We start from the raw sequence: 25,846 nt of genomic DNA, 5'->3' as shown, positions 1-25,846 counted from the left end.
GGGCCGCGGGGCATCCCTGTCCCGCCCAGACCTCAAGGATCGCCATGCACCTTCTCGCCGCCACCCCCGGACGTGTCGATGACGGCCAGGAACCGGTCGATCTGAACCAGTCGCCCGCCGACCTGGTGGTGATCTCGGCCGCCGACACCGAACTGGCCGCGCTGGCCCATGCCCGCCAGGCCATGACCGACCCGCCCGCCCTGCGGCTGGCGCAGCTGTCGAACCTGCAACACCCGATGTCGGTGGACCTGCACGTCGACAACACGGCAACGAAATCGCGGCTGGTCGTGGCGCGTATCCTGGGGGGCGCGGCGTACTGGAAATACGGGTTCGAACAATATGCCGCCCGCCTGCGCGAGGCCGGGGTGCCCTTCGCCGCCCTGCCCGGCGACGACAAGCCCGATGCCGACCTGCGCCGGTTCTCCACGGTGTCCGAGGAGGATTACACCGCGCTCTGGCAGGCGCTGGTTGAGGGCGGACCAGACAATGCGCAGACCTTCCTCGCCCATGCCAAGGCAATGCTCGACGACACCGACCGCCCGGCCCCGGCGCGACCGCTGCTGAAATCGGGCCTCTACTGGCCCGGCGCGACGGACCCGGACCTCGACACGCTGCGCGGGATGTGGACCCCCGGCGCTCCGGTCGTGCCCATCGTGTTCTACCGCGCCCTGCTGCAATCGGCCGACCTCGGCCCGGTGAACCGGCTGACCCGGCAATTGCTGCGCGCCGGCCTGAACCCGATGCCCGTCTACGTGGCCTCGCTGAAGGACCCGGTCTCGGCGGCAACGCTGGATCACCTCTTCACCGAAACGGGGCCCGAGGTCATCCTGAACTTCACCGCCTTCGCCGTCGGCTCTCCGCATGGCGACGACAGCGCCGCCAACCCGCTCACCGCGTCCTCGGCCAACAACAGCCCGGTCTTCCAGGTCGTGCTCGCCGCCACCTCCGAAGAGGTGTGGGAGGAGACCCTGACCGGCCTCTCGGCCCGCGACATCGCGATGAACGTGGCCCTGCCGGAGGTCGATGGCCGCATCCTGTCCCGCGCCGTGGCGTTCAAGGGCGAAAGCTTCTACGACGAGGCGACGGAATGCCCGATCGCCGGCTGGCAGACCCGGGGCGACCGGATCGACTTCGTCACCCGCCTCGCCGCCAACTGGACCGCCCTGCGCCGCACCGCCCCCGCCGACCGCCGCGCGGCGATCATCCTGGCGAATTACCCGAACAAGGACGGACGGCTGGCCAATGGCGTCGGCCTCGACACGCCCGCCGCCACGGTGCACGCGCTGAACCTGCTCGCGCAATCGGGCTATTCGGTCGACAGGACCCCAGCCGACAGCGATGCGCTGATGACCGACATCCTGGCCGGGCCGACCAATTACCTGACCGACCGCGCCGAACGGTCCGGCGGCCAGTTCCTGCCGCTCGATACCTACCTCGAACATTTCAACGCCCTGCCCTGGGACGTGAAGCAGCAGATCAACGACCGCTGGGGCGCGCCCGAGGACGACCCGTTCCTGCACGCGCTGACAGCCGACGACCTCGCCTCCCCCAGCTTCATCTTGCAAGAAATACTCCCGCCGGAGGCATCCGAAAGCGCGCCCCCCGCGAAGGCCCCGACCGAAGGCACCAAGGGGTTCAAACTCTCCCTCCACCCCCATGGCAATGTCATGGTCGGCGTCCAGCCCGCGCGCGGCTACAATATCGACCCAGAGGAAACCTACCACGCCCCCGACCTGCCCCCGCCACACAATTACCTGGCCTTCTACATCTGGATCCGCGAGGTCTGGGGCGCCCAGGCGCTGATCCATATGGGCAAGCACGGCAACCTGGAATGGCTGCCCGGCAAGGCCATCGCCCTGTCGGAAACCTGCCTGCCCGAGGCGGTGATGGGGCCGATGCCCCATATCTACCCGTTCATCGTCAACGACCCGGGCGAAGGCACCCAGGCCAAGCGCCGGGCGCAGGCGGTGATCGTCGATCACCTGACCCCGCCGCTGACCCGCGCCGAAAGCTACGGACCGCTGCGCGACCTCGAGGCTCTGGTCGATGAATATTACGAGGCCGCCGGCGTCGATCCCCGCCGCATCGACCACCTGAGGAAGGAAATCCTGTCGCTGACCTCGGTGTCGGGCGTGGACAAGGATGCGGGCTTTACCGGCGACCAGGAAACGGACCTGGCCAAGCTCGACGCATGGCTCTGCGATCTGAAAGAGGCGCAGATCCGCGACGGGCTGCACGTCTTCGGCCAATCGCCCGAGGGGCGGCTCTACCGCGACCTGCTGATCGCCTTGACCCGCATCCCGCGCGGTGATGGCAGCGGGCGCGACGCCTCCCTGCCGCGCGCGCTGGCCGCGGATCTGGGGCTGGACTTCGACCCGCTCGATTGCGACATGTCCGCGCCCTGGACCGGGCCACAGCCCGAGGCCCTCAAGACGGTGTCCCCGGACAGGTGGCGCAGCCAGGGCGATACGGTGGAACGGCTGGAATTGCTGGCGATCGAGCTGGTCGATGCCATCCTGGCGGATGACACGCCGGAGGCGACATCCCGGATCGGCCCCGCCTCTGCCGCCGTGCTCGACGAGATCCGCGACCGGATCGCGCCGACCCTCGCAGCCTGTGGCGAGATGGAGGGCTCGGGCCTCCTCACCGCCCTTTCAGGGCATTTCGTCGCCCCGGCGCCATCCGGCGCGCCGACAAGAGGACGGCTGGACACGCTGCCCACAGGGCGCAACTTCTTCTCCGTCGACAGCCGCGCCGTGCCCACCCCGACCGCGTGGAAACTCGGCTGGAAATCCGCCAACCTGCTGATCGAACGTCACCTTCAGGATCATGGCGATTACCCCCGCACCCTGCTGGTCACCGCCTGGGGCACGGCCAACATGCGCACGGGCGGCGACGACATCGCCCAGGCGCTGGCCCTGATGGGGGTGAAGCCGCAATGGGACGCCGCCAATCGCCGCGTCACCGGGTTCGAGGTGCTGCCCGCCTCCGTCCTCGGCCGACCCCGGGTCGACGTGACGTTGCGGATCTCGGGGTTCTTCCGCGACGCCTTCCCGCAGCTCATCGCGCTCTTCGACAGCGCCGCCCGCGCGGTACAGCAGATGGACGAGGCCGAGGACCAGAACCCCGCCGCCGCGCGCACCCGCGCGGGCGAGGCCGCGCACCGCATCTACGGCTCCAAGCCCGGCGCCTATGGCGCGGGCCTGCAGGCGATGATCGACGAAAAGCTGTGGAACGACACGGCGGACCTGGCCGAGGCCTACCTGACCTGGGGCGCCTATGCCTACGGCGCCAAGACCGAGGGCGAAGCCGACCGCGCCGGACTGGAACAGCGGCTGGGCCAGGCCGAGGCGATCGTTCAGAATCAGGACAACCGCGAACACGACCTGCTGGATTCGGACGATTACTACCAGTTCGAGGGCGGCGCCTCTGCCGCGATCCAGCACCTGCAGGGCGCGGCGCGGCCGGTCTATCACAACGACCATTCCCGCCCCGAACGCCCGGTCATCCGCACCCTCGACGAAGAGATCTCGCGCGTGCTGCGCTCCCGCGTGGTGAACCCGAAATGGATCGACGGGGTGAAACGGCACGGCTACAAGGGCGCCTTCGAGATTGCCGCGACGGTGGATTACCTTTTCGCCTTCGCGGCCACGACCGGTGCGGTGAAGAACCACCATTTCGACCTTGTCGAACAGGCCTTCCTCGAGGACGAGGAAACGCGCCAGTTCATCGCCGATCACAACCCCGCCGCGCTGCGTGAGATCGCCGAACGCCTGCAGGAGGCGATCGACCGCAACATGTGGGTGCCGCGCAGCAACTCCGCCCGCGCGCGGATCGAGGGGGCGCTGTGACGCGCCGGGCCAGGCCACGGCCCGGGCACGCGGGATGACACCGCTGCGCCTCTTCCCAGGGGACGACATGGGCCCGGTCCATGCCCTGCTGACCGCGGCCTTCGCCTATATGGAGGGGCGGATCGACCCGCCTTCCTCCCTGTCGCGCATGACGCCCGACACCCTGTCGGAAGAGGCCGCACGGAAAGAGCTCTGGGTGATCCCCGACCCTGCTGCCCCGCACGCATCCCCCACCCCGCAGGCCTGCGTGATCCTGACACCGCAACCGGATCACCTCTATTTCGGCAAGCTCGCCGTGGCGGAGCAAGCGCGCGGCAAGGGGCTGGCCCGGCAGCTGATCGAACTGGCCGAAACCCGCGCCCGGACGCTTGGCCTCCCGCGTCTCAGGCTGCAGACCCGGGTGGAGTTGGTCGAGAACCACGCCACCTTCACCCGGATGGGCTTCGTCCAGACCGGATTGACGGCGCATGAGGGCTATGACCGCCCCACCAGCCTCACCTTCGACCGCATGGTCCCAGATCAGGGCGGCATCAGCAGCGGCGCGTGACGTCCAGGCGATAACCCCGCCGCCCCTTCAGCACCGCATCGACCTCGCAGGGGGGGTGGCCCGTGGCAGTGGTGGCAGGGCAGGACAGCTCTCCGACAAGGATCGCGGCATCTCCGGCCATATACTTGACCCGACAGCCCGTGACCTGCTGCATCGCCACCGCCGCGCGCCCGGCCAGCGGGCCGATCCGGGGGGCATATTGCACGTTGGTCCGCACCGATTGCGCCTGATCCCCCTTGCGGTAGATCATGAACTCCGACCCGTCGACGCTTGCCCTTGCCCCCGGCACGCCGCGAAACTCGTCCACCGGCGCGGCACAGCCGGCCAGCAGGGCGACGATGAACAGCCTCCGCATCGGCTCAGCCCTCCGCAGGGGTGTAGAGGAACCGGCTGCCATCGCCCAAGACGACGTAACAGCTCTGCCCGTTGATACTCATGCGGCGGGCGCGATCCTGACGGGCCCGGGCCTGGGCCAGGGCGGCGCGCCCGTCCGGCCCCTCGCAGACCGGGATCGCAACCTTGGAATAGCCCTTGTCGCGCAGACACAGCTCGTGATGCTTCTGGCGCAGCGTTGAATTGGTATCGACGGAATACAGCCCCACATAAGGCGCCCAGCCGACCTGCGTGTTGGTCGGCACCTTCTGGGTCGAGGTCGTGGCGCAGCCCACCACGTCCCGCTCGTACCGGTCATAGGTGACACCGGGCTTCACCATCATCTCGGTCGTGATACAGCCCCCGGTCAGCGTCAGCGCGGCCAGCGCCATGGTCCAATCTCTCATCTGTCCCCCTCCTGGTCCTTGCCCCGGACGGGCAGTCGCCCGGATGCGGGTCAAGCAGGCCATGGCCGGGTTAAGATGCCGTTAACCACGGCACAGCCCGGATCGGACCCTGCGACACCCTGTCCACTCACATTCCAGTTTTCGCATATTATATACATTCCATAATATGAATGCGAAAAGGGATACGCAGCCATGTCACTCCAAACGCGTCCGGCGGATCGCTACAACCCGCTCTACTTCCTTGCCTCTGTCGGGGCTGGCGGTCTGGCCGTCACCTTCTTCATGTACCTGTTCTTCTGGGTGCCGCATCCCGGTCAGCCCGTCCCCGTCTTCGAAGACATCATGGCCGCCTGGGCCAAGGGCAACCTGCCCCAGCAGATCGCCATCGTGATCGCCATGGCCGGCATCGCCACCTTTGCGGTCCTCAACATCAAGGCGCTGATTTGGAACCTGTCGGCCTTTGCCAAATGGTCCCGGACCGAGGCCTATACCAACCTGCGCCAGACCAATGCCGAGGCCACGCTGCTGGCCCGCCCGCTGGCGCTTGCCATGTCGGTGAACGCGATGTTCATCGTCGGCATGGTCTTCGTGCCCAACCTGTGGAGCGTGGTCGAATACCTCTTCCCCGCCGCCATGGTCGCCTTCGTTTTGGTCGCCGGCATGGCCCTGCGTGACATCGGCCGCTACCTGGGCCGGATCCTGTCGACCGGCGGCGCCTTCGACATGAGCCAGCACAACAGCTTCGGTCAGCTTCTGCCCGCCTTCGCCCTTGCCATGGCCGGTGTCGGCCTCGCCGCCCCTGCCGCGATGTCGCACACCACCACCACCGTGGGTGTCGCCATGGTCCTGTCGACCTTCCTGGGCACCGCCGCACTGGTCTATGCGGTGATCGCACTGATGACGGCCATGTCCTCGATGCTGCACCACGGCACCGCGAAAGAGGCCGCGCCGACGCTGATGATCGTGGTTCCGCTGATGACCATCCTCGGCATCCTGCTGATGCGCCAGGATCACGCCCTGCACGTCACCTTCGGCGCCCATTCCACGGATGGCGAGACCATGGTCTTCCTCGCCCGGTTCGTGTCGGTCCAGGTGCTGTTCCTGCTGCTTGGCCTGACCGTGATGATCCGCCAGGGCTATTTCCGGGACTTCGTCTTCGGCACCAAGACCTCTCCGGGATCCTATGCGCTGGTCTGCCCCGGCGTGGCCTTCCAGGTGATGATGTTCTTCTTCATCCACAAGGGTCTGGTCGCCGCCGATGTGCTGACCAAGTTCTCCCCCGCCTACTGGGCCCTGATCGCGGTCGCCCTGGCCTCCCAGGCCGCCATGATCGCGCTGGTCCTGCGGCTGAACCGTCAGCACTTCGCCCGCGCCGCTCAGGCCCCTGCGGTTCCGGCAGAATGATGTCGGGTTGAACAGGCCGGTCCCGTCCCTGGTCGGGCTGGCCCCAAGCCGGCCCGATCTCCGGCCTGAGTAACGAGTAGACCGGTATCACGGCCGGGTCCCCACCCTGGACCCGGCCGTTTTCTTTTGCGCCCCCCCGGTCAGTACCGCGCGGGCGCCAGGCGCCGCGCGATGGCAAAGGCCAGCGGGGTCGTCACCTGCGTGAACAGGAAAGCGATCGGCCAGGCGATCAGCGCCTGACGCGGCCAGGCCGCCAGCCATTGCGACGTCGGGCCCAGCACGATCAGCGACATGGTCCCGGACATGAGGGTGGCCATCATGAATGTGATGAGGACCTGCGCGAGGATGATGGATGTCTTGGTCATTTCCGTCTTCTCCGGATTGCGGTCGGACGGGGAGGTCGCACCATCCCCGGCACCGACCAGGTTTGGGTCGATGCCGTGGGTTCGCAGACAGGTGCGACTGGATCTCTGTGGGGCAGAGGGCCGGAGTAACCAACCGGCCTCGAAATCTTCTCGGCCCGTCGGGGATACGGCCGGGGACCCTTGCCCGCAAGTCCAATCCGCCGGAACGTTGCGGCGCGGGGTCGGGATCACCGCAATCACCCTGCGCGCTGCCACTTGTTGCGGCAATCGGCCCGGCCCCCGGCACCGTTTTCGCACCGACGCAAAACCGACCGGATACCGACGTAATACCGACGTGCCGTTCGGTGGGGTAACCCGGGCTTGTCATCCCCCGTCCGCTCCCCCAGAGTCGCCACCCAGAACGGAGATCCCAGATGACCCAAGACCCCGACCGCCACGCCCAGAAGATGGCCAAGAAGAAGGCCGCTCGCGACCGGATCATGGCCACCAAGACCGACCAGAAAGGCCTGGTCATCGTGCATACCGGCAAGGGCAAGGGCAAAAGCTCTGCCGCCTTCGGGATGATCTTCCGATGTATCGCCCATGACATGCAATGCGCCGTGGTCCAGTTCATCAAGGGCGGCATGTCCACCGGGGAGCGCGACCTGATTATGTCCCGCTTTTCAGACATTTGCTCGTTCCACACGATGGGCGAGGGCTTCACCTGGGAAACCCAGGACCGCACCCGCGACACCGAAATGGCCCAGGCCGCCTGGGAAAAGGCGAAAGAGCTGATCCGCGATCCCTCCAACAAGATGGTGCTTCTGGACGAGGTCAATATCGCCCTGCGCTACGACTACCTCGACATCAACGAGGTCGTGGAATTCCTGACCACCGAAAAGCCCGAGATGACCCATGTCGTCCTGACCGGTCGCAACGCCAAGGACGAGCTGATCGAGATCGCGGACCTCGTCACCGAGATGGAGCTGGTCAAGCACCCCTTCCGCTCCGGCATCAAGGCCCAGATTGGCGTGGAATTCTAGTGCGTTAACCTGTTTCGGCGCGTTCCGGACCGCGCCGAAATCCCCCCCTTCTCCGCCCCTTTGAGATAAATTTTCAGAGGGGCGGATAAATCCCGGTTCCGGCCGCGTCCACAGGGTAGTCCATCTGCAAGGAACGCCCTCGATGCCCGACCCCCAGCCCGCCAAGTCCCGGCTTCTGCCGGGGGACGAAGCCCCCCTGTTCAGCCAGGCGACCCTCAACACCAAGCGCTATGCCTTCGGGTCTGCCGCCGGGCGCTACCTGGTCCTCTGCTTCTACGGCTCCGCCGCAGACCCGCATTCCGTCGCGGCCCTACAAGAGGTCATGCGTCGGTCGGATCTGTTCGACGATGCCTTCGCCAGCTTCTTCGGCGTGACCCAGGACACCGCGGACGCGGACAACCCCGAGGTCGTGACCCGCATTCCAGGCATCCGCAACGTGCTCGATTTCGACTATAGCGTCGCGCAACTCTACGGGGTTCTCGACGGGAAGCCACGGGTCGGAATCGACAAACTTACCATGCTGCGTCAATGGGTTGTCATCGACCCGAGCCTGCGGATCATCCGTGTCATCCCCTTTGCAAAGGACCGGTCGGACATCGCGCAGGTGATGGCCTGCCTCGACGCACTGCCCGCACCCGACATGCATACGGGCATCGCCCTTCAGGCGCCGATCCTTTACCTGCCAAACGTGTTCGAACCGACCCTCTGCCAGCACCTGATCGACCTCTACGAGGCCGATGGCGGCGAGGAGAGCGGCTTCATGCGAGAGGTCAATGGCCGCACAGTCGGCGTGAGCGACCATAGCTTCAAGAGCCGCCGGGACTTCAACCTCGAAGACAAGGCGCTGATCAACCTGATCCACAATCGCATCCGTCGCCGGGTCATCCCCCAGGTTCACAAGGCCCACCAATTCACCGTCACCCGGATGGAGCGCAACATCGTCGCCTGCTATTCCGCCGCCGATGGCGGCCACTTCGCGCCGCACCGCGACAACACGACCAAGGGCACCGCGCATCGCCGCTTTGCCGTGTCGATCAACCTGAACGACGATTTCGAAGGCGGCGAGGTCAGCTTTCCCGAATACGGCACGCGCGGCTACAAGGCGCCCCAGGGCGGCGCCGTGGTCTTCTCGTGCTCGATGCTCCACAAGGTCAGCCGCGTCACGCAGGGCAAGCGCTATGCCTTCCTGCCGTTCCTCTACGACGAGGCCGCGGCGCGTATTCGCGATGCGAACCGGGGGTTTATCGACGAAGGTGTGAGCCGGGAACCGCAGGCCGGATGACCCGCAAGCCGCGCTGAAAATGAAAAGGACCCGGAGGCTATCCTCCGGGTCCATCTTGTTCGTCCGTCCGGTGTCTTGACCGGATCAGTGAAGCTTGGCTTCGACCGTGTCGATCGAGTCGTCGATCATCTTGTTGGCATCCGCGGCCTTGATCTGGCTGGTGATGACGTCACGGGCAGCGGCCACGGCAACGGCCACGGCGCGGTCCTTGACCTGCTTGACCGCCGATGCTTCGGCAGAGGCGATCTGATCTTCGGCGGCGGCCAGGCGGCGCTTGATCGACAGGTCCAGGTCCTTCTTGGCCTGTTCGGCCGCGTCGGCGGCTTCGGCCTTGGCGGTGGCGACGATACGGTCGGCCTGTTCCTGAACGTCTTTCTGCTTGCGCTCGTAGGAGGCCAGCAACGCCTGTGCTTCTTCACGCAGGGACTTGGCTTCGTCCAGTTCGGACTTGATGCCTTCGGCCCGCTTGTCCAGCATTCCGCCGATCATGCCCGGAACCTTGAAGTAGAACAGGACCGCGATGAACAGCAGGAAGGCCAGCAGGACGATGAAGTCCGTGTTGCCGAGCGAGAAGAACGGGCCCGATGCGGCAAAGGCCGGCTGGGCTGCGACGATGGCGGCGAGGGTGGCGAGGTAACGCATGGGTCAGCCTTTCATCCGGTCTGCAACGGCCTTGTCGACATCCTTGGCATCGGCAGAAAAGCCCAGCCCGGCAACGACGGCAGCTGCGGTGTCCTTGGCGACGGCTTCGACGCTTTCCATCGCGTTGGCGCGAATTTCAGCGATGGCCTTTTCGCCCTCGGCGGTCTTGGCGGCGATCTCGGCATCCGCCTTGGCGGTGGCCTCGTCAAGTTCGGCCTGAATTTCGGCGCGGGTCTTGGCGATGATCTCGTTGGCCTCGACACGAGCGTCGGCCAGCGCCTTTTCATAGGCGGCCTCGGCCTCGACGGCCTTCTGTTTCAGATCTTCGGCGGCGGCGATATCATTGGTGATGGTGCCGGCACGTTCAGCCAGAACCGCCCCGATACGCGGCAGGGCCACGCGGGACAGGATGAAGTAGATCACCACCAGGGTGACGATCAGCCAGAAGATCTGATTGCCCCAGTGATCGAAGTTCAGCTGCGGCATGCCGGGTGCAGAGCCCGCGGCGTGCTCGGCGACGCCGGTTGCGTCCGCAAGACCGTCTCCGTGTTCCGTAGCCATGGCATTGTCCTCCGTAGGAGCGTTCGAATATCGGTCGGTCTTTCCCGATGGTCAGGGCCTTTCGGCCCGGTGGCACCTTGGGTGCCTCGCAACGGGCGGAACCGTGAACGGCCCCGCCCCTGCGTAAGGATAATGTCGTCCGTGACTTAGACGGCGAACATCAGCAGCAGAGCCACGAGGAAGGCGAAGATGCCCAGGGCTTCTGCGAATGCGATGCCGATGAAGAGGGTCGCGGTCTGGCCGGCTGCTGCCGACGGGTTGCGCAGTGCGCCGGACAGGAAGTTGCCTGCCACGTTGCCCACACCGATTGCGGCTGCGCCGGAACCGATTGCTGCGAGGCCTGCGCCGATGTGTGCGAGATCGCCTTCCATGATGTGTCTCCTTACGATGATATTGGAAGTTTCGATGAAAGTCCGAACCTTAGTGGCCGGGATGCAGGGCATCCTTGAGGTACACGCAGGTCAGAATGGTGAACACGTAAGCCTGGATGAAGGCCACGAGAACTTCGAGCCCGTACATCGCGGTGATCGCGACAACGGAAACCGGGGAAATCACGGCGATGGCGGCAAAGCCCGCGAACACCTTGATCACCGCGTGGCCCGCCATGACGTTGCCGGCCAGACGAATGGAGTGGCTGACAGGGCGGACGAAGTAGGAAATCAGCTCGATCACGGCGAGGATCGGGCGCAGCGGCAGCGGCGCCGAGGACACCCAGAAGAGGCCCAGGAACTTGGCGCCGTTCTTCATGAAGCCGTAGATCGTCACCGTCAGGAAGACCGCCAGGGCCAGCACCACGGTCACCGCGAAGTGGGACGTCGTGGTAAAGGACATCGGGATCAGGCCAAGGAAGTTGGCGAAGACGATGAACATGAAGAGGGTCATGACATAGGGGAAGAAGCCGACGGCATCCTTGCCCGCCACGTCTTCGACCATCTTGTAGACGAAGCCGTAGGCCATTTCCGCGATGGACTGGCCCTTGGAGGGAATCGTTGCGCGACGCGAGGTCATCAGGACCATCAGAATCGTCATGGCGACAACCGCCAGGAACATCCAGAGCGTCGCGTTGGTGATCGTGTACCAGTGCACTTCGCCATCGCCGAAAAGCGGCTTGACGATGAACTGGTCCATCGGGTGGAAAACCAGCCCGCCTTCTTCGCCGTGTGCTTCCGCTGCTTCGGTCGCCATGTCAGTCCCTCTCGTCCTGCCCGGCCGGATCGCTCTCGGCCGTCTTGTCCCCCTGGAACTCCGCCGCGGTGCGCATCATCGTCTTGATGCCGGCCGCGAGGCCCAGAAATGTAAATATCACCATCAGGAACGGCAGAGTGCCGAACAGTGCGTCCAGCCCGTACCCGATGCCAAAGCCGATCCCCAGACCGGCCACGAGTTCGATCACCATCCTCCAGGCGAGGTTCGCCGCGGAATAATGTTCGTCCCCGCGGGGTTTCGGTGCCTGCGCGCCCTTGGCCGCTGCAATCCGTTCCTCAAGCGCGGCCAACTGCCGGGATTGGTCGGGATCGGACACTTTTGCCCCCTTGGTAAAGTTGCTGCTTTGCTATGGCGGGAGGGGGCATGAGTCAAGCGGCCTCAGGCCCGCAATGCGGACGCGGCAAGCCCTTGTTATTAATACGTTTTCAATCGCATTGCGGCAGGTGGGTCAGCACGCCGCGCCGCCCTGCGGCCGGAAATCCGCGCCCGGGGCATATTCAACTGCAAGGTTGAGAATGGAAAATCACGCCATTTCAAAAGCTCAACCCGGTGGTTGACCATCGGGGCCGTCCGGGGGCAGATGGATCATGTCCGATCCGCTCGACACCGTATTCGCCGCCCTGGCCGACCCGACCCGCCGCCGCATCCTGTCGATGCTGCTGGAGGACGACATGGCCGTGACCGACGTGGCCGATCCGTTCGACATGTCGCTGGCCGCGATCTCGAAGCACCTGGGCATTCTGACCCGCGCCGGCTTGATCTCTCAGGAGAAGCGGGGCCGGGTCAAGTGGTGCAAGCTGGAGCCCGACGCCCTGCGAGAGGCCAGCGTCTGGATGCAGGGCTTCGGCCAGTTCGAGCCGGTGAACCTGGACGCCTTCGAACGGTTCCTGGAAACGGAATTGCGCAGCGAGCCCGACGACTAGGCCTGCTCGTTCTTCAGCAGCATCAGCAGCGACACCATCGTCAGCGCGACACCGCCCAGGATCGCCAGCGGCGGCAGGTCGCCATGCATCGCGATCTCCCACAGGATGACCCAGGAGGGCACGAGGTAGGTGTAGGCCATGACCTTGGCCGAGGGCAGACGAAGGGAGGCATATTGCATCAGCACGAAGGTCACCGCCGAGGCAAAGACCGCGACATAGAGGATCGTGACCCAGACGATCGGCGGAAGCGCGGCCCAATCCGTCGCCACGATGTCGTTGAAGCCGTAGATCGTCACCGTCAGGCAGGCCGCGCAAAGCATCCCGAAGGAAAACACCACCGCCGGTTCGCCCCGGTTCAGGCGCGGCACCATCGGGGTATAGAGCGCATGGGCCACGCAGCCCCAGAAATAGACCCATTCGCCGCGCCCGATCTCGAACCGCAGCAGGGCGGCAAGATCGGCCCGGAAGATCACCCAGACCGCGCCGACCGCACCGATGGACAGGGCCAGCGCCATCCGCCGGGTCGTGATCTGGCGCAGCAGCAGCCAGCCAAACCCCGCCGACATGACAGGAACGAGGGTAAAGACCGCCGCCGCCGACACCGGATGCGCGGTCTTGAGCCCTTCGAACATCAGGACGAAATAGCTGGCAAAGACGCCGCCCATCAGCAGGTAGCGCCACGGCGCGCGGAAGGCAGAGCGGGGAATGCCGGTCGTCGCCCAGGCGGCAGCCCCGACCATCAGCGCCGCCAGGAAGAACCGCAGCGCGTTCAGCGCGGCCGGCGCGATATGCGGGGCGGCCAGAACGCCCAGCGAAAACGACCCCGCCACCAGCGACGAGAAACACAGCATCGCCAGGTGGCCGCGCAGGCTGTCGCTCATTCCTCGTCGGTCCGCATGTGGGCGGTGTGTTTCTTGAGGTATTTCAGGAAGGTCTGCACCTTGTTCGTCCGGTGCAGATCCATGTGGGTGACCAACCACAGCCGGCTTTCCCATTCATCCAGCGGCGGATGCACCTCGATCAGGTCATCGTTCTGCTCGCACTCGAAGGTGCGCAGGAACCCAAGACCGACGCCCTGCAGCACGGCCTGCCGGGTCGCCACGTCATCGCCCGAGCGGAAGACGATCTGCCGTTCGGGGATATTCTCGCGCATCCACCGCGCAAAGGGTGCGCGGCTGGACGGGTCGTCGGCCCCGACAAAGCGGTGGCCATCCATGTTGCCCGGAATCTCGGGCATGCCGAACCGGTCGATATAGTCGCGCGAGCCGTAGATGCCGAAGCGCAGCTTGAGCAACGGCTGCACCACGTTGTCGGGCTGGCTGGGCGGGCTGCCGGCGCGGATGGCCACATGCGCCTCGCCATATTCCAGGCGGAACAGACGCGCGGAGGTCAGGTAACGCAGGATCACGTCGGGATAATCGCTCTGGAACCGCGACAGGACGGGAACCAGGAAATCCGACAACCCCGTCAGCGTCGTCACGACCAACTCGCCCGACACGTCGTTGCCCCGCCCCTTGATCCGGCCCGAGAGCTGGCTGAACTGATCGTCGGTGGCCTGGGCCACGCGCAGCAGGTCCTGCCCCGCCTCTGTCGGGGTGTAGCCGCGGGCATGGCGCTGGAACAGCTTAACCCCCAACCGCCCTTCAAGCGCGTCGATATGGCGGATCACGGTGGCATGGTGCACGCCCAGAACGTCGGCCGCCCCCGATACCGTGCCGAGGCGCGCCACCTGGTAAGCCGTGCGGATTTCATCCCAATTGTCCATGGTGGGGTCTTTTCTGTGCGATCAGGAACTAACGCACGCAACAAACCGTGTTTTGTGCGCAGAAGCAAGGGGAGCCCGCGCGCGATCACGCTGCGCTATCGAGGAAATCCTGCAAGCGATCCGCGAAATGCGGGATGGCGGAGGGGTGGTCGCGATAGGCGTGCGGTGGCATCAGGAACCAGCCCTGCCCCTCGTCGCCAAAGACGATGTCATCGGCGCGATGTTCCTCGAGGCGGGCGGCGAAATACCAGACAGGGCCATGCGGACGCTCCGCCCACATGCGCCAGGCGACGTCGTCGCGGACCAGATGCAGGCCGATCTCTTCCTCGGTTTCGCGCAGGGCGCAATCCAGCGGGGTTTCCGCGCCCTCGCGACCGCCGCCGGGGAAATCCAGCCTGCCGGGCCAGGGGATGGCCGGGTCATTGTCGCGGCGGATCACCAGAAGGTGGGGACCGATCAGCAGGATCAGCTTTGCCCCCGCAAAGTCCCGCTCGGCCCGCTGCTCTCCGGCATCTGTGCTGTGGTGCGCCTGCATGATGCGTCTTATATAGGGTGATATTCCCCGTTCAACGAGGTTGGCCCCCGCCGATGGACGCACTTTGCCGCGACTGCCTTGAGATGTTCACCGCCCAAGCGAGCGGATTCCTGCGCTGTCCGGCCTGCCGCAGCCCGCGGGTCATCGCCCATGCGGAGCTCAACACCCTGTCCATCGCGCACATGGATTGCGACGCCTTCTACGCCTCGGTCGAGAAACGGGACAATCCCGCGCTGGCCTCCAAACCCGTGATCATCGGCGGCGGGCGGCGCGGCGTCGTGTCGACGGCCTGCTATGTCGCACGCATCCGGGGCGTGCGGTCGGCCATGCCGATGTTCCAGGCGCTGAAGCTCTGCCCCGACGCCGTCATCATCAAGCCGCGCATGCAGGCCTATGTGGAGGTCTCGCGCGAGATCCGCGCGATGATGGAGGAAATGACGCCCTCAATCGAACCGCTGTCGCTGGACGAAGCGTTCATCGACCTGACCGGCACTGCCCGGCTGCACGGACACCCGCCCGCCTACATGCTGGCCCGGCTGATCAAGCGGATGCGGGACGAGCTGGGGCTGACCGGCTCCATCGGGCTGTCGCATAACAAGTTTTTGGCCAAGGTCGCCTCCGACCTCGACAAGCCGCACGGCTTTTCCGTGATCGGAGAGGCGGAGACCGCGGATTTCCTGCGCGACAAACCGGTGCGGATGATCTGGGGGGTTGGCGCGGCGGCGCAGGCGTCTTTGGAGAAATCCGGCATCCGCACCTTCACCGACCTGCTGAGATGGGAGCGTGAAGACCTGATCGCACGCTTCGGGTCGATGGGCGACCGGCTGTGGCACCTGGCGCGCGGCCAGGACAAGCGGCGCGTTTCGGCCCATGCCCCGATGAAGTCGATCTCGAACGAAACGACCTTTCACGAGGATACCGGCGATCCCGACCTGCTGGACGGTCACCTGTGGCGGATGGCGGAAAAGGTCGCGGACCGGGCCAAGGCCAAGGGGCTGGCGGGCCGCGTGGTCACGCTGAAACTGAAACGGGCGGATCATTCCAGCCTCTCGCGCCGGGTGTCGCTGCGCGAACCGGCGCAGCTGGCCGATACGATCTATCGCACCGCAAGGGGGCTGTTCGACGGCGTGGGGCCCGAAGGCCCCTATCGCCTGATCGGGGTTGGCATCGCAGACCTCTCGGCCGAGGACAACGGGGGCGCCTCGGGCGACCTGCTCGATCCGGATGCCAGGCGCCGGGGGGAAGCCGAACGCGCCACGGATGCGATCCGCAAACGCTTCGGCCCCGACGCGATCCTGAAAGGGCGTGCCCTTCGTTAGAATTCCTTCGGCGGATCGATCCAGTGGCCGGCCGGGCTCCACCGGCGGGGCTTTTTCTCGATCGGGCGCACTTTGGTGTCGTTGATCCGCGTCGCGGTCATGAAAGAATTTGCGTAGATACCAAGCATCGAAACCTCCTGCCTTGGCGTTTCCTGATGCGTCATAGATGGACCTATTCCCAATAAAACGCTAATCAGGAATAGAAGGCATATGTAAGCTGAGGTTACATTGGACTGGACCGCCCTGCCCCCGTTGACCGCGCTGCGTGCGCTGGCCGCCTATGCCGATACCGGCTCCATGGCCGAGGCCGGGGCGCGGCTGAACGTGAGCCATGCGGCGATCAGCCAGCAAATCCGGGCGCTTGAGGAGAACCTGGGCGTTGCGCTGCTGGACCGCCAGGCCCGCAGCGGCGCCCTGACCCCAGAGGGCCGCGCCCTGGCCGAGGCCGCCCTGACGGGCTTTGCGGACATGGCCAGCCTTGCGGCCGAATTGTCCGGCCGGGACGAGGAACGGCCGATCCAGATTTCCACCACGCCCAGCTTTGCCTCCTACTGGCTGATGCCGCGCCTGGCCGAGTTCCGCGAAAAGAACCCCGGTTATTCGCTGATGATCGACCCCTCGCCTGATTTGCGGGCTTTGCAACCCGGCGGCCTGGACATGGCCGTCCGCTACGGCAGCGGCACCTGGCCGGGGCTGGACGCCGAACTGCTGATCCATACCCCAATCGCCATCGTTGCCGCCCCCGCCCTGGTCGGCGATCGCGACTTCGCCAATCCGACCGAACTGACGCAGTTTCACTGGCTGCAGGAGCTGGGAACCAACGAAGCCTCTGATTACCTGGAATATTTCGGCACCGTGCTGGACAAGAGCCGGGGCCTGACCTCGCTGCCCGGCAACCTGATGGTCGAGGCCGCCCGCGCCGGACAGGGTGTCGCGGTCACGGCCCGCGCCTTCATCGAACCGGATCTCGCCGCAGGTCGGCTGAGGCTGCTCTTCGAGGATTCGCGCAAGAAGGGGTACTACCTGGTAAGCCGTCCCGGCGTCATGCGCCCTTCGGCCCGGGCGCTCTATCGCTGGATTCGAAGCCAGGCGAAGATGGACACGCCAACGTGATCGCCTGACTGGCCTGCAGGTCGGAAAATGATAGACCAAAAATGTCTCATTTGATGCAGGTCAATGTTGACCCTTGCCGCCCCTGCGAGAAGCATTCCGAAAAGCAGATGCAATCGGAGTGAGTCCCTCGTGTCCGTCACAGATCCGCAAACCCCAGAAAAGCTCTATGCCGCGCGCGAACCGATCTTTCCGCGCCGCGTCTCGGGTACGTTCCGCAACCTCAAATGGGTGATCATGGCGGTCACCCTGGGCATTTACTACCTGACCCCCTGGATTCGCTGGGACCGGGGGCCGAACCTGCCCGACCAGGCGGTGCTGATCGACCTGGCGAACCGGCGGTTCTTCTTTTTCTGGATCGAGATCTGGCCGCATGAATTCTACTTCATCGCAGGCCTTCTGGTGATGGCGGGGCTGGGGCTGTTCCTGTTCACCTCGGCGCTTGGCCGGGTCTGGTGCGGCTATACCTGCCCGCAGACCGTCTGGACCGACCTCTTCATCCTTGTAGAACGCTGGATCGAGGGCGACCGCAACGCCCGTATCCGCCTGCATCGCCAGAAGAAATGGGATGTCCGCAAGGCCCGGCTGCGGATCACCAAATGGGTCGCATGGTTCGGCATCGGGCTGGCCACCGGCGGCGCATGGGTCTTCTACTTTGCCGATGCACCGACCCTGCTGCGGGATCTGGTCACGCTGAACGCGCATCCGGTCGCCTATACGACAATGCTGATCCTGACGATGACCACCTTCATCTTCGGCGGCTTTGCACGGGAACAGATCTGCATCTATGCCTGCCCATGGCCGCGTATCCAGGCCGCGATGATGGACGAGGACACGATCACCGTCGCCTATCGTGAATGGCGGGGCGAACCGCGCGGCAAGGGCAAACGCCGCAACAAGACCGTCGAGGCCGCCGTGGAGGCGCCGGAAAAGGTCACCTATGCTGCGGGCGAGAAACATGGCGGGACCTCTCCGTTGATCCCGATGCCGGGGATGCCGTCCGGCGTGGGTCAGCCGCCGGTTCAGGAACTTGGCGACTGCATCGACTGCAACGCCTGCGTCAACGTCTGCCCGATGGGGATCGACATCCGCGACGGTCAGCAGATGGCCTGTATCACCTGCGCGCTCTGTATCGATGCCTGCGACGACGTGATGGCCAAGATCGGCAAGCCACGCGGCCTGATCGACTATATCGCGCTGACCGACGAACAGGCCGAACGCGCCGGTGCGCAGCCGCGCTCCATCTGGAAGCACATCCTGCGGCCGCGCACCCTGATGTACACTGGCCTGTGGTCGCTGGTGGGTGTGGGCCTGATCGTCGCGCTGTTCATCCGGCCGGATATCGACATGACCGTCGCGCCGATCCGCAACCCGACCTTCGTCACCATGTCCGACGGGTCGATCCGCAACGCCTATGACGTCCGCCTGCGCAACAAGCACGGAGAGGACCGCCCCTTCCGCATGTCGGTCAAGGGCGACCCGGCCCTTCGTGTCCAGCTGGAGGGCACACCCTACGAAACCGTGACGGTCCCCGCCGACACTGCTAAGTTGCAGCGAGTCTACGTGGTGGCCCCCGCGGACAGCGCCCCGGCCGAAGCCGAGCGGACCGAGTTCCGCTTCTGGGTCGAGGATATCACCAACGGCGACCGCGCCTTCACGGACTCGGTCTTTAACGGGAGGTCGAATTGATGACTGACGCAGATACGGGTTTCCGCCTCAAGGGATGGCATGTCCTGACGGGCTTTGTCGGGGCCTTCGGGATCATCGTCACCGTGAACCTTGTCATGGCCACGCAGGCAATCCGGACCTTCCCGGGGCTGGAGACCAAGAATTCCTACGTGGCCAGCCAGGAATTCGACGACCGCCGCGCCGAGCAGGAAGCCTTGGGCTGGACGATCTTCGCCGACTGGCAGGACGGCATGGTGCATCTGTCGATCACCGACAAGGCGGGCGATCCCGTCCGCGTCACCGACCTGCATGCCGTTGTCGGCCGCGCCACCCATGTCGCCGACGACGTGGAGCCGGTCTTTGCCTTCGACGGCACCCGCTACGAAGCCCCGCTGGAGCTGGGCGCAGGCAACTGGAACATCCGCATGACCGCCATCGCCGAAGACGGGACGGAATTCCGCCAACGCGTGATCCTGCATGTGAAACGGTAAGATGAGCACCGCCACCCTGTCTGCCTGTCCCGCCTGCTCGGCCGCCCCCGCGGCCGAGGACATCGCGGCCCGTGCCGCGCTCAAGGACGTCAAGCTGACGCTGTCACTGCCGACGATCCATTGTTCGGCCTGCATATCGACGGTGGAGCGGGAACTGAACGCCTATCCCGGCGTGCACGAGGCGCGGGTCAACCTGACCCTGAAGCGCGCCCAGGTGGATGCCGATGCCGCCGTATCGGCGCAGGAGCTGATCCACGTTCTGGATCAGGCAGGCTACGAAGCACACGAACTCGACCCCTCCAGCGCCGCGGTCACAGCGACCGACCGGGCCGGGCGCGACCTGCTGATGCGGCTGGCCGTGGCCGGGTTCGCGTCGATGAACGTGATGCTGCTGTCGGTGTCGGTCTGGTCCGGCGCCGTGGATGCAACGCGCGACCTGTTCCACTGGATCAGTGCGTTCATCACCCTGCCGACCATCGCCTTTTCCGGCCAGCCATTTTTCCGCAATGCCTGGGCCGCGCTGAAGGTCCGGCGGCTGAACATGGACGTGCCGATCACCCTGGCGATCCTGCTGGCGCTGGCCACGTCGCTCTGGGAAACCACGCTGTCGGGCGAACACGCCTATTTCGACGCGGCGCTGGCGCTGACCTTCTTCCTGCTGGCGGGCCGTTACCTGGATCACCGGACCCGCGCCATCGCGCGCTCCGCCGCCGAGGAACTGACCGCGCTGGAAGTGCCCCGCGCCTGGCTGATCCGGGACCGCGAGGAAACCCAGGTTCCCGTGTCGGAGCTTGCCATCGGCGACCTGATCCGCGTCCGCCCCGGCGCCCGCATGCCGGTCGACGGAGAGATCGTGGACGGCACTTCGGAACTGGACCGGTCGCTGCTGACCGGGGAAACCCTGCCCGTCCCCGCCGGACCCGGCACCGGCGTCAGCGCGGGCGAGGTCAACCTGACCGGTCCGCTGACCCTGCGCGCCACGGCCGTGGGTCAGGATACGTCCCTGCACCGGATGGCCGACCTTGTCGCCATCGCGGAAAGCGGGCGGTCGCGCTACACCTCTCTCGCCGATCAGGCGGCCAAGCTTTATGCGCCGGGCGTACATATCCTGTCGGCACTCGCCTTCGTGGGCTGGTACATCTATTCCTGGGACATGCGCACGGCGCTGAACATCGCCGCCGCCGTCCTCATCATCACCTGCCCCTGCGCCCTTGGCCTTGCCGTGCCAGCGGTGACGACCGCGGCCTCCGGCCGGCTGTTCCGCAAGGGCATGCTGGTGAAGCATGAAACCGCGCTGGAACGCCTGGCCAAGGTCGACACTGTCGTGTTCGACAAGACCGGCACGCTGACCGCCGGGACCCCGGTGCCCACCAACCTCGACCAGCACGGACGCACCGCGCAATCCGTCGCCCTGGCGCTGGCCGAAGGGTCCTCGCACCCCCTGTCGCGGGCGCTGACGGTGGCCCTGCGCGATCGCGGGGTCGAACCTGCTGCGCTGGCCGACCTGACCGAACAGCCAGGCTATGGCACCGAGGCGCAGTGGAACGGCCAGCGCGTGCGCCTGGGCCGTCCCGGATGGGCCGGGGATGCGCAGGCCGATGGCACCGCCGCCTGGCTGTCCATCGGGGGCGAGGCACCCGTGGCCTTCACCTTTGCCGACCGCCTGCGGGACGGAGCCGAAGAAGCGGTCAGCGGCCTGATCGGGGCCGGGCTTCGGGTCATCCTGATCTCGGGCGATGCCGAGCGCGCAGTCTCCGACCTGGCCGACCGTCTGGGCATCACCGACTGGACCGCCGGCGCCCTGCCGGGCGACAAGGCCGCCCGCGTGGCCGCGTTGCAGGCCGAAGGGGCGTCGGTCCTCATGGTCGGGGACGGGCTGAACGACACCGCCGCGCTCAGCACTGCGGATGTGTCGATCTCTCCGGCTTCGGCGCTGGATGCGGCGCGGGTTGCCTCGGACATCGTGCTGCTGGGCGGCGACCTGTCGCCCCTGCCCTCTGCGCTGATCACCGCGCGCCAGGCCACGAAACGCATCCGCGAGAATTTCCGCATCGCGACCATCTACAACATCATTGCCGTGCCGCTGGCCATTGCCGGCCTGGCCACCCCGCTGATCGCCGCGCTGGCCATGTCGGCCTCTTCGATCACGGTGTCGCTGAACGCGCTGCGGCTGAGATAAGGAGCTGACACATGGACGTTCTCACCTGGCTTATCCCGATCTCTCTGATCCTTGGCGGCGTCGGGCTTCTGGGGTTCCTCTACACGGTGCGCAGCAACCAGTATGACGACCCCGAAGGCGACAGCCGCCGGATCCTGTCCAGCGATTGGGACGATCACCCGAAGCCCTGACATCGACGGACCCGACCATGCGAAAACCGCCGCCCGGATGATCCTGGCGGCGGTTTTGCGTGTCTGTGAGTGGGTCTTCGTGTTGGTTCTTGTGTGGGTCGGGCCCTAGCTTGGCCCGATCATGAAACAGGTCACGTTGCGCGCCTGCAAACGCTGGCAGGCCAGGTCAGCGCGATCCCTTTCCATCCCAAGGAAGTTCGCGTCATAGCCGGTCGGGCGGCGCACGACCTTGCGCAGCGCGCCATCCAGCGTGTCCATTTCCTTGAGCGCAGTCTTGATCAGCTGACGCTCTGCCGCGTGGTGCGAATTGTAGCGGCCGATATTGATGCCCCAGTGACGCCCGCCGGAGGTCGAGACGCGGGTCACGACGCGCGGTTCGTCGTCCCGCGCGAGGGCGCGGTTGAACAGGCCCGCAGGACGGGCGACCGGGTTGATTGCCCCACCGATCGCGGCAGAAGCCGAAGCCACCTGTGTCACGTCACCGGCGACCGCGCTGTCGTTCTGCATCGCTTCCGCGACGGCCTGGTCGATCACGTCATCCATGGCGACCATCACCGGTTCATTGGTGCTGCCCGGACGCGCCTTGGGGCGCAGGCTCTTGGTCACGGCGGTTTTCACGCGGATGACCTTGCCCGCGGTGCGCAGCGCGCCATCCGCGACGGGCACGGTGGTGACTGCGGCATAGACCGGCGCGGCCGGTGCGTTGCGCGGCGCGTTGGACGGTGCACGCTTGAACCCGAGGTCCAGCAGTTCCGCCACCTTGGCGTTGCGCGAGGCCGAGGAGCGGCCACCAAAGACGGTGGCGATGATACGCTCGTTGCCGCGCTCGGCCGATGCAACCAGGTTGAACCCGGCGGCGCGGGTGTAGCCGGTCTTGATCCCATCGGCGCCCTTGTAGGCGGCCAGCAGGCGGCGGTTGGTGTTGTTCACCGTCTTGATCCCGGCATAGGTCTCGGTCCGGGAAAAGAGGTTGTAGTATTCGGGGTAGTCGAACAGGATGTGGCGCCCCAGGGCAGTCATGTCCCGCGCGGTGGACAGGTGACCGCTTTCGGTCAGGCCATGGGCGTTCTTGAACGTGGTTCGCGTCATGCCAAGCGCCTTGGCCGTGCGGGTCATGCGGCGGGCAAAGGCGGCTTCGCTGCCTTCGATCGCCTCGCCGATGGCGGTGGCGGCGTCATTGGCCGATTTCACGGCCGCGGCGCGGATCAGGTAACGGAACTTGATCGTCTGCCCCGCCGACAGGCCGAGCTTGGAGGGAGGCTCGGCCGCGGCGTTGCGAGAAATCTTGACGTTGGTATCGAGGGTGATTTCGCCGTTCTTCACCGCTTCGAATGCGATGTAGAGCGTCATCATCTTGGTCAGGGAGGCAGGGTGCAGCCGGGCGTCGGCATTGCGGGAATGCAGGACCTCACCGGTCCGGGCATCCACCACCATCGCGGCATAAGGGGCGGCCTGCACGGAGGGAGGCGCCGCTATCTGGACCAGAAGCCCAAGAACACACACGAATAGGAATCGGACTGCCCGGATACGGGTCGGCTGCCTGTGCCGCGCCATTTTGCCTCTCACTATCACTGCTCTGCCGCTGGTTTTCCAGCTGACACGTTATCATTGACATCAAGCTAACACAGGCAGGCGTGTTCGAGAAACTCTTAATCTTAAAGTATTTTCCGGTGATCCGCTGTATACAACCTATGCATGTTGTGGTCGCAGCATTCGACCTACACAACAGAAGCAAATGCGGCAGGAATGGGGCAAAAAGGCGGCCAAATTGGACACAGAAACAACCTGTTAGGGTGATTCGTTTTTCGGCCCCGCCGGTTACTCAATCTGACCGAGAATTGCCGGCAGTTCGGCCAGCGTGACGATGTGGTGGTATCGGTCGCTTTCCGGAGCATCCGCCCGTTCCAGTTCCCAGGTCAGGGTGGCCGGCACGTAAATGCCCCAGCCGCCCGCCTGCACCATCGGCACGACATCGGATTTCATCGAATTGCCGATCATCATTCCGCGGTCCGGGCCGTTCCCATGGCGGGCAAAGATCTCCTCGTAGACCGGTTTGGTCTTGTCCGAGACGATCTCGACCCCGTGGAACAACTCTCCCAGACCCGATTGCGCCAGCTTGCGTTCCTGGTCCAGCAGGTCCCCCTTGGTGATCAGCAGCACGCGATGCGTGTCGGCCACGGCCTCGACCGCGTCCCGGGCATGGGGCATCAGCTCGATCGGATGGCTCAGCATCTCCTGGCCGGCGGCGATCAGGTCGGCGATGACCTCTCCGGGCACACGGTTCTCGGTCACTTCCAGCGCGGTTTCGATCATCGACAGGACGAACCCCTTGATGCCGAACCCGTAATGCCCAAGATTGCGTCGCTCTGCCGCCAGCAGCCGTTCGGCCAGGTGGTCCGGATCGGCGTGATCGGCCAGCAATTCCGCGAAACGGTCCTGCGTCAGCTTGAAGAACCGCTCGTTATGCCAGAGCGTATCGTCCGCATCAAAGCCGATTGTGGTCAGAAAACGTGCCATGCTATGCTCTCAATTGACGGGTGCGGTCCGGCACCCCCTTCCCTGTTTCGATCTGAACGTTATATAGAAGCCCCAAACGCCGAAACCCCCAGTCGGCCCTCGGGCCCAACGGATATCTGATGACCCAGACGCCAACGAAATTGCGTCCTCTTGAGCCGCTCCTCGCGCCGCTCGTCATGGCCAATGACGATGACGACGATGATGGCGGAACCTCGGTCGTGGTCGAAACCCGGCCCAAGACCAAGCGCCCGCCGCTCTACAAGGTTCTGCTGCTCAACGACGATTACACGCCGATGGAATTCGTCGTGGCCGTTCTCGAACGGTTCTTTGGCATGAACCATGCCCAAGCCTTTGAAATCATGCTGACCGTGCACAAGAAGGGTGTCGCGGTCGTGGGCGTGTTCAGCCACGAGATCGCGGAGACGAAGGTCGCGCAGGTGATGGATTTCGCCCGCCAGCACCAGCACCCGCTGCAATGCACCATGGAAAAGGAATAACCGGGTCTTGAGCCTGCATCCCCGGCTTGGCCTCGCGCTCGCCCCCGGCGGGCTGACCCTGCCCGAGGGCAGGATCGCCGTGTTCGCGCCGCGCGCCGGACAGGGGCTGGACCCCCTGCCCCGCGATCACCTGCACCTGATCACCGGGCTCTACCCCGACCACGCTGCCTTTGACGCCGCCGGATACGCGGTCGGTACCGCGCCAGAGGGACGTTACGCAGCGGCGCTGGTCATCCTGCCCCGTGCCAAGGCCCTGGCCCGTGACCTGATCGCCCGCGCCCGCGAGGTGACGGACGGCCCGATCCTTGTGGACGGCGCCAAGGATGACGGGATCGAGTCGATCCTCAGGGCCTGCCGCAAGGTTGCCGAGGTCGGTGGCCCGATCAACAAGGCGCATGGCAAGCTGTTCTGGATCACCGGCGGCAGTTTCGCTGATTGGCGCAGCGGAGACGACACTCTGGCCGAGGGCTATGTCACGGCACCGGGCGTCTTTTCCGCCGACGGAATCGACCCGGCCTCGGCCCTGCTGGCCGAAAGCCTGCCCGAAAAGCTGGGCCCCCATGTGATCGATATGGGCGCGGGCTGGGGCTACCTGTCCGCCCGTGCGCTGGAACGGCCCGCAATCACGCGGATCGACCTGGTAGAGGCCGACCATACCGCGCTGGCCTGCGCCCGGCAGAACGTCACCGATCCGCGTGCCAGGTTCCACTGGGCTGATGCCACGCAATGGCGCCCCGACGACCCCGCCGACACGATCATCATGAACCCGCCCTTCCACACCGCGCGCAAGGCCGACCCAGAACTGGGCCGGGCCTTCCTGCGCAGCGCCGCGGCCTGCCTGAAACCCAAGGGGCAGCTGTGGCTGGTGGCCAACCGGCACCTGCCCTACGAGCCGCTGATCGCAGAGCTTTTCGCGGAAAGCGCCGAGGTCGACGGCAACAATCGTTTCAAAGTGATCCGTGCGGCATCCCCGTCTCGCCTTGGCCGGCGGGATCGTCTAGGCTGATCGCCAC

28 protein-coding genes are annotated in these 25,846 nt (G+C 65.5%); 14 read left to right on the top strand and 14 right to left on the bottom strand.

Going from position 1 to position 25,846, the window contains the following annotated elements; genetic code table 11:
• The first annotated feature begins 44 nt into the window (after positions 1-44).
• Both cobN and ATO9_RS02715 read left to right on the top strand, forming a co-directional pair.
• Entirely contained in the window at positions 45-3,851 is a 3,807-nt protein-coding gene (gene cobN, locus ATO9_RS02720; protein WP_043744661.1) for a cobaltochelatase subunit CobN, read from the top strand.
• A 34-nt stretch (positions 3,852-3,885) separates the two neighbouring features.
• Complete coding sequence (locus ATO9_RS02715) at positions 3,886-4,398, top strand: GNAT family N-acetyltransferase (protein WP_043744658.1); 513 nt, start codon at positions 3,886-3,888, stop codon at positions 4,396-4,398.
• Here the strand turns inward: ATO9_RS02715 and ATO9_RS02710 are convergent.
• A complete protein-coding gene (locus ATO9_RS02710) occupies positions 4,382-4,753 on the bottom strand; it encodes a hypothetical protein (protein WP_052418049.1) in 372 nt (123 codons plus the stop codon). The two genes, ATO9_RS02715 and ATO9_RS02710, sit on opposite strands and share 17 nt — an antisense overlap.
• A 4-nt stretch (positions 4,754-4,757) precedes the next feature.
• Positions 4,758-5,177 (bottom strand): hypothetical protein, encoded by a 420-nt coding sequence (locus tag ATO9_RS02705; RefSeq protein ID WP_156127750.1) that lies wholly within the window; start codon positions 5,175-5,177, stop codon positions 4,758-4,760.
• Positions 5,178-5,369: 192 nt separating this feature from the next.
• Here ATO9_RS02705 and ATO9_RS02700 point away from each other — a divergent pair, with 192 nt between their 5' ends.
• Complete coding sequence (locus tag ATO9_RS02700; protein ID WP_043744653.1) at positions 5,370-6,581, top strand: TsoY family (seleno)protein; 1,212 nt, start codon at positions 5,370-5,372, stop codon at positions 6,579-6,581.
• Between the two features lie 140 nt (positions 6,582-6,721).
• Here the strand turns inward: ATO9_RS02700 and ATO9_RS02695 are convergent, their stop codons facing one another.
• Positions 6,722-6,946, bottom strand: coding sequence for a DUF2798 domain-containing protein (locus ATO9_RS02695; RefSeq protein ID WP_043744650.1), 225 nt, complete (start codon positions 6,944-6,946; stop codon positions 6,722-6,724).
• A 413-nt stretch (positions 6,947-7,359) separates the two neighbouring features.
• Between ATO9_RS02695 and cobO the strand changes: the two genes are divergently transcribed.
• Positions 7,360-7,968: a cob(I)yrinic acid a,c-diamide adenosyltransferase gene (cobO, locus tag ATO9_RS02690; RefSeq protein ID WP_043744646.1), complete on the top strand. Its 609-nt coding sequence runs from the start codon at positions 7,360-7,362 to the stop codon at positions 7,966-7,968.
• Positions 7,969-8,110: 142 nt separating this feature from the next.
• Complete coding sequence (locus tag ATO9_RS02685; protein WP_043744643.1) at positions 8,111-9,250, top strand: 2OG-Fe(II) oxygenase; 1,140 nt, start codon at positions 8,111-8,113, stop codon at positions 9,248-9,250.
• Between the two features lie 84 nt (positions 9,251-9,334).
• On the opposite strand, the gene ATO9_RS02680 is transcribed toward ATO9_RS02685, so the two are convergent.
• The 5 genes from ATO9_RS02680 to ATO9_RS02660 form a co-directional block, all read right to left on the bottom strand.
• Positions 9,335-9,892 (bottom strand): F0F1 ATP synthase subunit B, encoded by a 558-nt coding sequence (locus ATO9_RS02680; RefSeq protein WP_043744641.1) that lies wholly within the window; start codon positions 9,890-9,892, stop codon positions 9,335-9,337.
• A gap of 3 nt (positions 9,893-9,895) precedes the next feature.
• Positions 9,896-10,453 carry a F0F1 ATP synthase subunit B' gene (locus ATO9_RS02675; RefSeq protein WP_043744638.1) on the bottom strand — a complete coding sequence of 186 codons (558 nt, stop codon included), beginning with the start codon at positions 10,451-10,453 and terminating at the stop codon, positions 9,896-9,898.
• Positions 10,454-10,599: 146 nt separating this feature from the next.
• On the bottom strand, positions 10,600-10,824 hold the full coding sequence (locus tag ATO9_RS02670) for a F0F1 ATP synthase subunit C (protein WP_043744635.1): 225 nt from the start codon (positions 10,822-10,824) through the stop codon (positions 10,600-10,602).
• 49 nt (positions 10,825-10,873) lie between these two features.
• Positions 10,874-11,638 (bottom strand): F0F1 ATP synthase subunit A, encoded by a 765-nt coding sequence (locus ATO9_RS02665; RefSeq protein WP_043744633.1) that lies wholly within the window; start codon positions 11,636-11,638, stop codon positions 10,874-10,876.
• A gap of 1 nt (position 11,639) precedes the next feature.
• Positions 11,640-11,975 carry an AtpZ/AtpI family protein gene (locus tag ATO9_RS02660; protein ID WP_043744630.1) on the bottom strand — a complete coding sequence of 112 codons (336 nt, stop codon included), beginning with the start codon at positions 11,973-11,975 and terminating at the stop codon, positions 11,640-11,642.
• A 271-nt stretch (positions 11,976-12,246) separates the two neighbouring features.
• Here ATO9_RS02660 and ATO9_RS02655 point away from each other — a divergent pair, with 271 nt between their 5' ends.
• Complete coding sequence (locus tag ATO9_RS02655; protein WP_043744627.1) at positions 12,247-12,582, top strand: ArsR/SmtB family transcription factor; 336 nt, start codon at positions 12,247-12,249, stop codon at positions 12,580-12,582.
• Here the strand turns inward: ATO9_RS02655 and ATO9_RS02650 are convergent.
• From ATO9_RS02650 to ATO9_RS02640, 3 genes are all read right to left on the bottom strand, one after another.
• Positions 12,579-13,463: a DMT family transporter gene (locus ATO9_RS02650; RefSeq protein ID WP_043744624.1), complete on the bottom strand. Its 885-nt coding sequence runs from the start codon at positions 13,461-13,463 to the stop codon at positions 12,579-12,581. The genes ATO9_RS02655 and ATO9_RS02650 overlap by 4 nt on opposite strands.
• Positions 13,460-14,347, bottom strand: coding sequence for a LysR family transcriptional regulator (locus ATO9_RS02645; protein WP_043744621.1), 888 nt, complete (start codon positions 14,345-14,347; stop codon positions 13,460-13,462). Before ATO9_RS02645 ends, ATO9_RS02650 begins: the two co-directional genes overlap by 4 nt.
• Before the next feature lie 85 nt (positions 14,348-14,432).
• Complete coding sequence (locus ATO9_RS02640; protein WP_052418048.1) at positions 14,433-14,882, bottom strand: NUDIX domain-containing protein; 450 nt, start codon at positions 14,880-14,882, stop codon at positions 14,433-14,435.
• A gap of 53 nt (positions 14,883-14,935) precedes the next feature.
• Between ATO9_RS02640 and ATO9_RS02635 the strand changes: the two genes are divergently transcribed.
• A complete protein-coding gene (locus ATO9_RS02635) occupies positions 14,936-16,201 on the top strand; it encodes a DNA polymerase IV (RefSeq protein ID WP_043744617.1) in 1,266 nt (421 codons plus the stop codon).
• On the opposite strand, the gene ATO9_RS24905 is transcribed toward ATO9_RS02635, so the two are convergent.
• Positions 16,198-16,329, bottom strand: a complete 132-nt coding sequence (locus ATO9_RS24905) for a hypothetical protein (protein WP_272945747.1) — start codon at positions 16,327-16,329, stop codon at positions 16,198-16,200. The two genes, ATO9_RS02635 and ATO9_RS24905, sit on opposite strands and share 4 nt — an antisense overlap.
• A gap of 100 nt (positions 16,330-16,429) precedes the next feature.
• Here ATO9_RS24905 and ATO9_RS02630 point away from each other — a divergent pair, with 100 nt between their 5' ends.
• From ATO9_RS02630 to ccoS, 5 genes are all read left to right on the top strand, one after another.
• Positions 16,430-17,314: a LysR family transcriptional regulator gene (locus ATO9_RS02630; RefSeq protein ID WP_043744614.1), complete on the top strand. Its 885-nt coding sequence runs from the start codon at positions 16,430-16,432 to the stop codon at positions 17,312-17,314.
• Between the two features lie 129 nt (positions 17,315-17,443).
• Positions 17,444-19,000, top strand: coding sequence for a cytochrome c oxidase accessory protein CcoG (gene ccoG, locus ATO9_RS02625; RefSeq protein WP_043744612.1), 1,557 nt, complete (start codon positions 17,444-17,446; stop codon positions 18,998-19,000).
• Complete coding sequence (locus tag ATO9_RS02620; protein WP_043744610.1) at positions 19,000-19,470, top strand: FixH family protein; 471 nt, start codon at positions 19,000-19,002, stop codon at positions 19,468-19,470. Before ccoG ends, ATO9_RS02620 begins: the two co-directional genes overlap by 1 nt.
• A gap of 1 nt (position 19,471) precedes the next feature.
• On the top strand, positions 19,472-21,649 hold the full coding sequence (locus ATO9_RS02615) for a heavy metal translocating P-type ATPase (RefSeq protein WP_043744608.1): 2,178 nt from the start codon (positions 19,472-19,474) through the stop codon (positions 21,647-21,649).
• 11 nt (positions 21,650-21,660) lie between these two features.
• A complete protein-coding gene (gene ccoS, locus ATO9_RS02610; RefSeq protein ID WP_043744607.1) occupies positions 21,661-21,819 on the top strand; it encodes a cbb3-type cytochrome oxidase assembly protein CcoS in 159 nt (52 codons plus the stop codon).
• Positions 21,820-21,924: 105 nt separating this feature from the next.
• On the opposite strand, the gene ATO9_RS02605 is transcribed toward ccoS, so the two are convergent.
• On the bottom strand, positions 21,925-23,373 hold the full coding sequence (locus ATO9_RS02605) for a D-alanyl-D-alanine carboxypeptidase family protein (protein ID WP_081979416.1): 1,449 nt from the start codon (positions 23,371-23,373) through the stop codon (positions 21,925-21,927).
• Positions 23,374-23,637: 264 nt separating this feature from the next.
• Complete coding sequence (locus ATO9_RS02600) at positions 23,638-24,336, bottom strand: HAD family hydrolase (protein ID WP_043744605.1); 699 nt, start codon at positions 24,334-24,336, stop codon at positions 23,638-23,640.
• Between the two features lie 176 nt (positions 24,337-24,512).
• Here ATO9_RS02600 and clpS point away from each other — a divergent pair, with 176 nt between their 5' ends.
• Both clpS and ATO9_RS02590 read left to right on the top strand, forming a co-directional pair.
• Positions 24,513-24,833, top strand: coding sequence for an ATP-dependent Clp protease adapter ClpS (gene clpS / locus ATO9_RS02595; RefSeq protein ID WP_043745558.1), 321 nt, complete (start codon positions 24,513-24,515; stop codon positions 24,831-24,833).
• A 7-nt stretch (positions 24,834-24,840) separates the two neighbouring features.
• Complete coding sequence (locus ATO9_RS02590; RefSeq protein WP_043744603.1) at positions 24,841-25,839, top strand: class I SAM-dependent methyltransferase; 999 nt, start codon at positions 24,841-24,843, stop codon at positions 25,837-25,839.
• The last annotated feature ends 7 nt before the right edge of the window (positions 25,840-25,846 follow it).

The sequence above is a fragment of the Pseudooceanicola atlanticus genome (assembly GCF_000768315.1).
Lineage (GTDB): Bacteria > Pseudomonadota > Alphaproteobacteria > Rhodobacterales > Rhodobacteraceae > Pseudooceanicola > Pseudooceanicola atlanticus.
The sequence above is the reverse complement of the archived record's forward strand: the minus strand, read 5'-3'. Positions and strand labels throughout refer to the sequence as shown.

Excerpts from the sequence above, each read along its gene's own strand:
- ATO9_RS02675 (WP_043744638.1), bottom strand. The coding sequence starts at position 10,453 with ATGGCTACGGAACACGGAGACGGTCTTGCGGACGCAACCGGCGTCGCC.
- ATO9_RS02640 (WP_052418048.1), bottom strand. The coding sequence starts at position 14,882 with ATGCAGGCGCACCACAGCACAGATGCCGGAGAGCAGCGGGCCGAGCGG.
- ATO9_RS02710 (WP_052418049.1), bottom strand. The coding sequence starts at position 4,753 with ATGCGGAGGCTGTTCATCGTCGCCCTGCTGGCCGGCTGTGCCGCGCCG.
- ATO9_RS02680 (WP_043744641.1), bottom strand. The coding sequence starts at position 9,892 with ATGCGTTACCTCGCCACCCTCGCCGCCATCGTCGCAGCCCAGCCGGCC.
- cobN (WP_043744661.1), top strand. The coding sequence starts at position 45 with ATGCACCTTCTCGCCGCCACCCCCGGACGTGTCGATGACGGCCAGGAA.
- ATO9_RS02620 (WP_043744610.1), top strand. The coding sequence starts at position 19,000 with ATGACTGACGCAGATACGGGTTTCCGCCTCAAGGGATGGCATGTCCTG.
- ccoS (WP_043744607.1), top strand. The coding sequence starts at position 21,661 with ATGGACGTTCTCACCTGGCTTATCCCGATCTCTCTGATCCTTGGCGGC.
- clpS (WP_043745558.1), top strand. The coding sequence starts at position 24,513 with ATGGCCAATGACGATGACGACGATGATGGCGGAACCTCGGTCGTGGTC.
- ATO9_RS02705 (WP_156127750.1), bottom strand. The coding sequence starts at position 5,177 with ATGAGAGATTGGACCATGGCGCTGGCCGCGCTGACGCTGACCGGGGGC.
- cobO (WP_043744646.1), top strand. The coding sequence starts at position 7,360 with ATGACCCAAGACCCCGACCGCCACGCCCAGAAGATGGCCAAGAAGAAG.
- ATO9_RS02635 (WP_043744617.1), top strand. The coding sequence starts at position 14,936 with ATGGACGCACTTTGCCGCGACTGCCTTGAGATGTTCACCGCCCAAGCG.
- ATO9_RS02615 (WP_043744608.1), top strand. The coding sequence starts at position 19,472 with ATGAGCACCGCCACCCTGTCTGCCTGTCCCGCCTGCTCGGCCGCCCCC.
- ATO9_RS02665 (WP_043744633.1), bottom strand. The coding sequence starts at position 11,638 with ATGGCGACCGAAGCAGCGGAAGCACACGGCGAAGAAGGCGGGCTGGTT.
- ATO9_RS02715 (WP_043744658.1), top strand. The coding sequence starts at position 3,886 with ATGACACCGCTGCGCCTCTTCCCAGGGGACGACATGGGCCCGGTCCAT.
- ATO9_RS02605 (WP_081979416.1), bottom strand. The coding sequence starts at position 23,373 with ATGGCGCGGCACAGGCAGCCGACCCGTATCCGGGCAGTCCGATTCCTA.
- ATO9_RS02645 (WP_043744621.1), bottom strand. The coding sequence starts at position 14,347 with ATGGACAATTGGGATGAAATCCGCACGGCTTACCAGGTGGCGCGCCTC.
- ATO9_RS02670 (WP_043744635.1), bottom strand. The coding sequence starts at position 10,824 with ATGGAAGGCGATCTCGCACACATCGGCGCAGGCCTCGCAGCAATCGGT.
- ATO9_RS02655 (WP_043744627.1), top strand. The coding sequence starts at position 12,247 with ATGTCCGATCCGCTCGACACCGTATTCGCCGCCCTGGCCGACCCGACC.
- ATO9_RS02695 (WP_043744650.1), bottom strand. The coding sequence starts at position 6,946 with ATGACCAAGACATCCATCATCCTCGCGCAGGTCCTCATCACATTCATG.
- ATO9_RS02600 (WP_043744605.1), bottom strand. The coding sequence starts at position 24,336 with ATGGCACGTTTTCTGACCACAATCGGCTTTGATGCGGACGATACGCTC.
- ATO9_RS02650 (WP_043744624.1), bottom strand. The coding sequence starts at position 13,463 with ATGAGCGACAGCCTGCGCGGCCACCTGGCGATGCTGTGTTTCTCGTCG.
- ATO9_RS02685 (WP_043744643.1), top strand. The coding sequence starts at position 8,111 with ATGCCCGACCCCCAGCCCGCCAAGTCCCGGCTTCTGCCGGGGGACGAA.
- ATO9_RS02700 (WP_043744653.1), top strand. The coding sequence starts at position 5,370 with ATGTCACTCCAAACGCGTCCGGCGGATCGCTACAACCCGCTCTACTTC.
- ATO9_RS24905 (WP_272945747.1), bottom strand. The coding sequence starts at position 16,329 with ATGCTTGGTATCTACGCAAATTCTTTCATGACCGCGACGCGGATCAAC.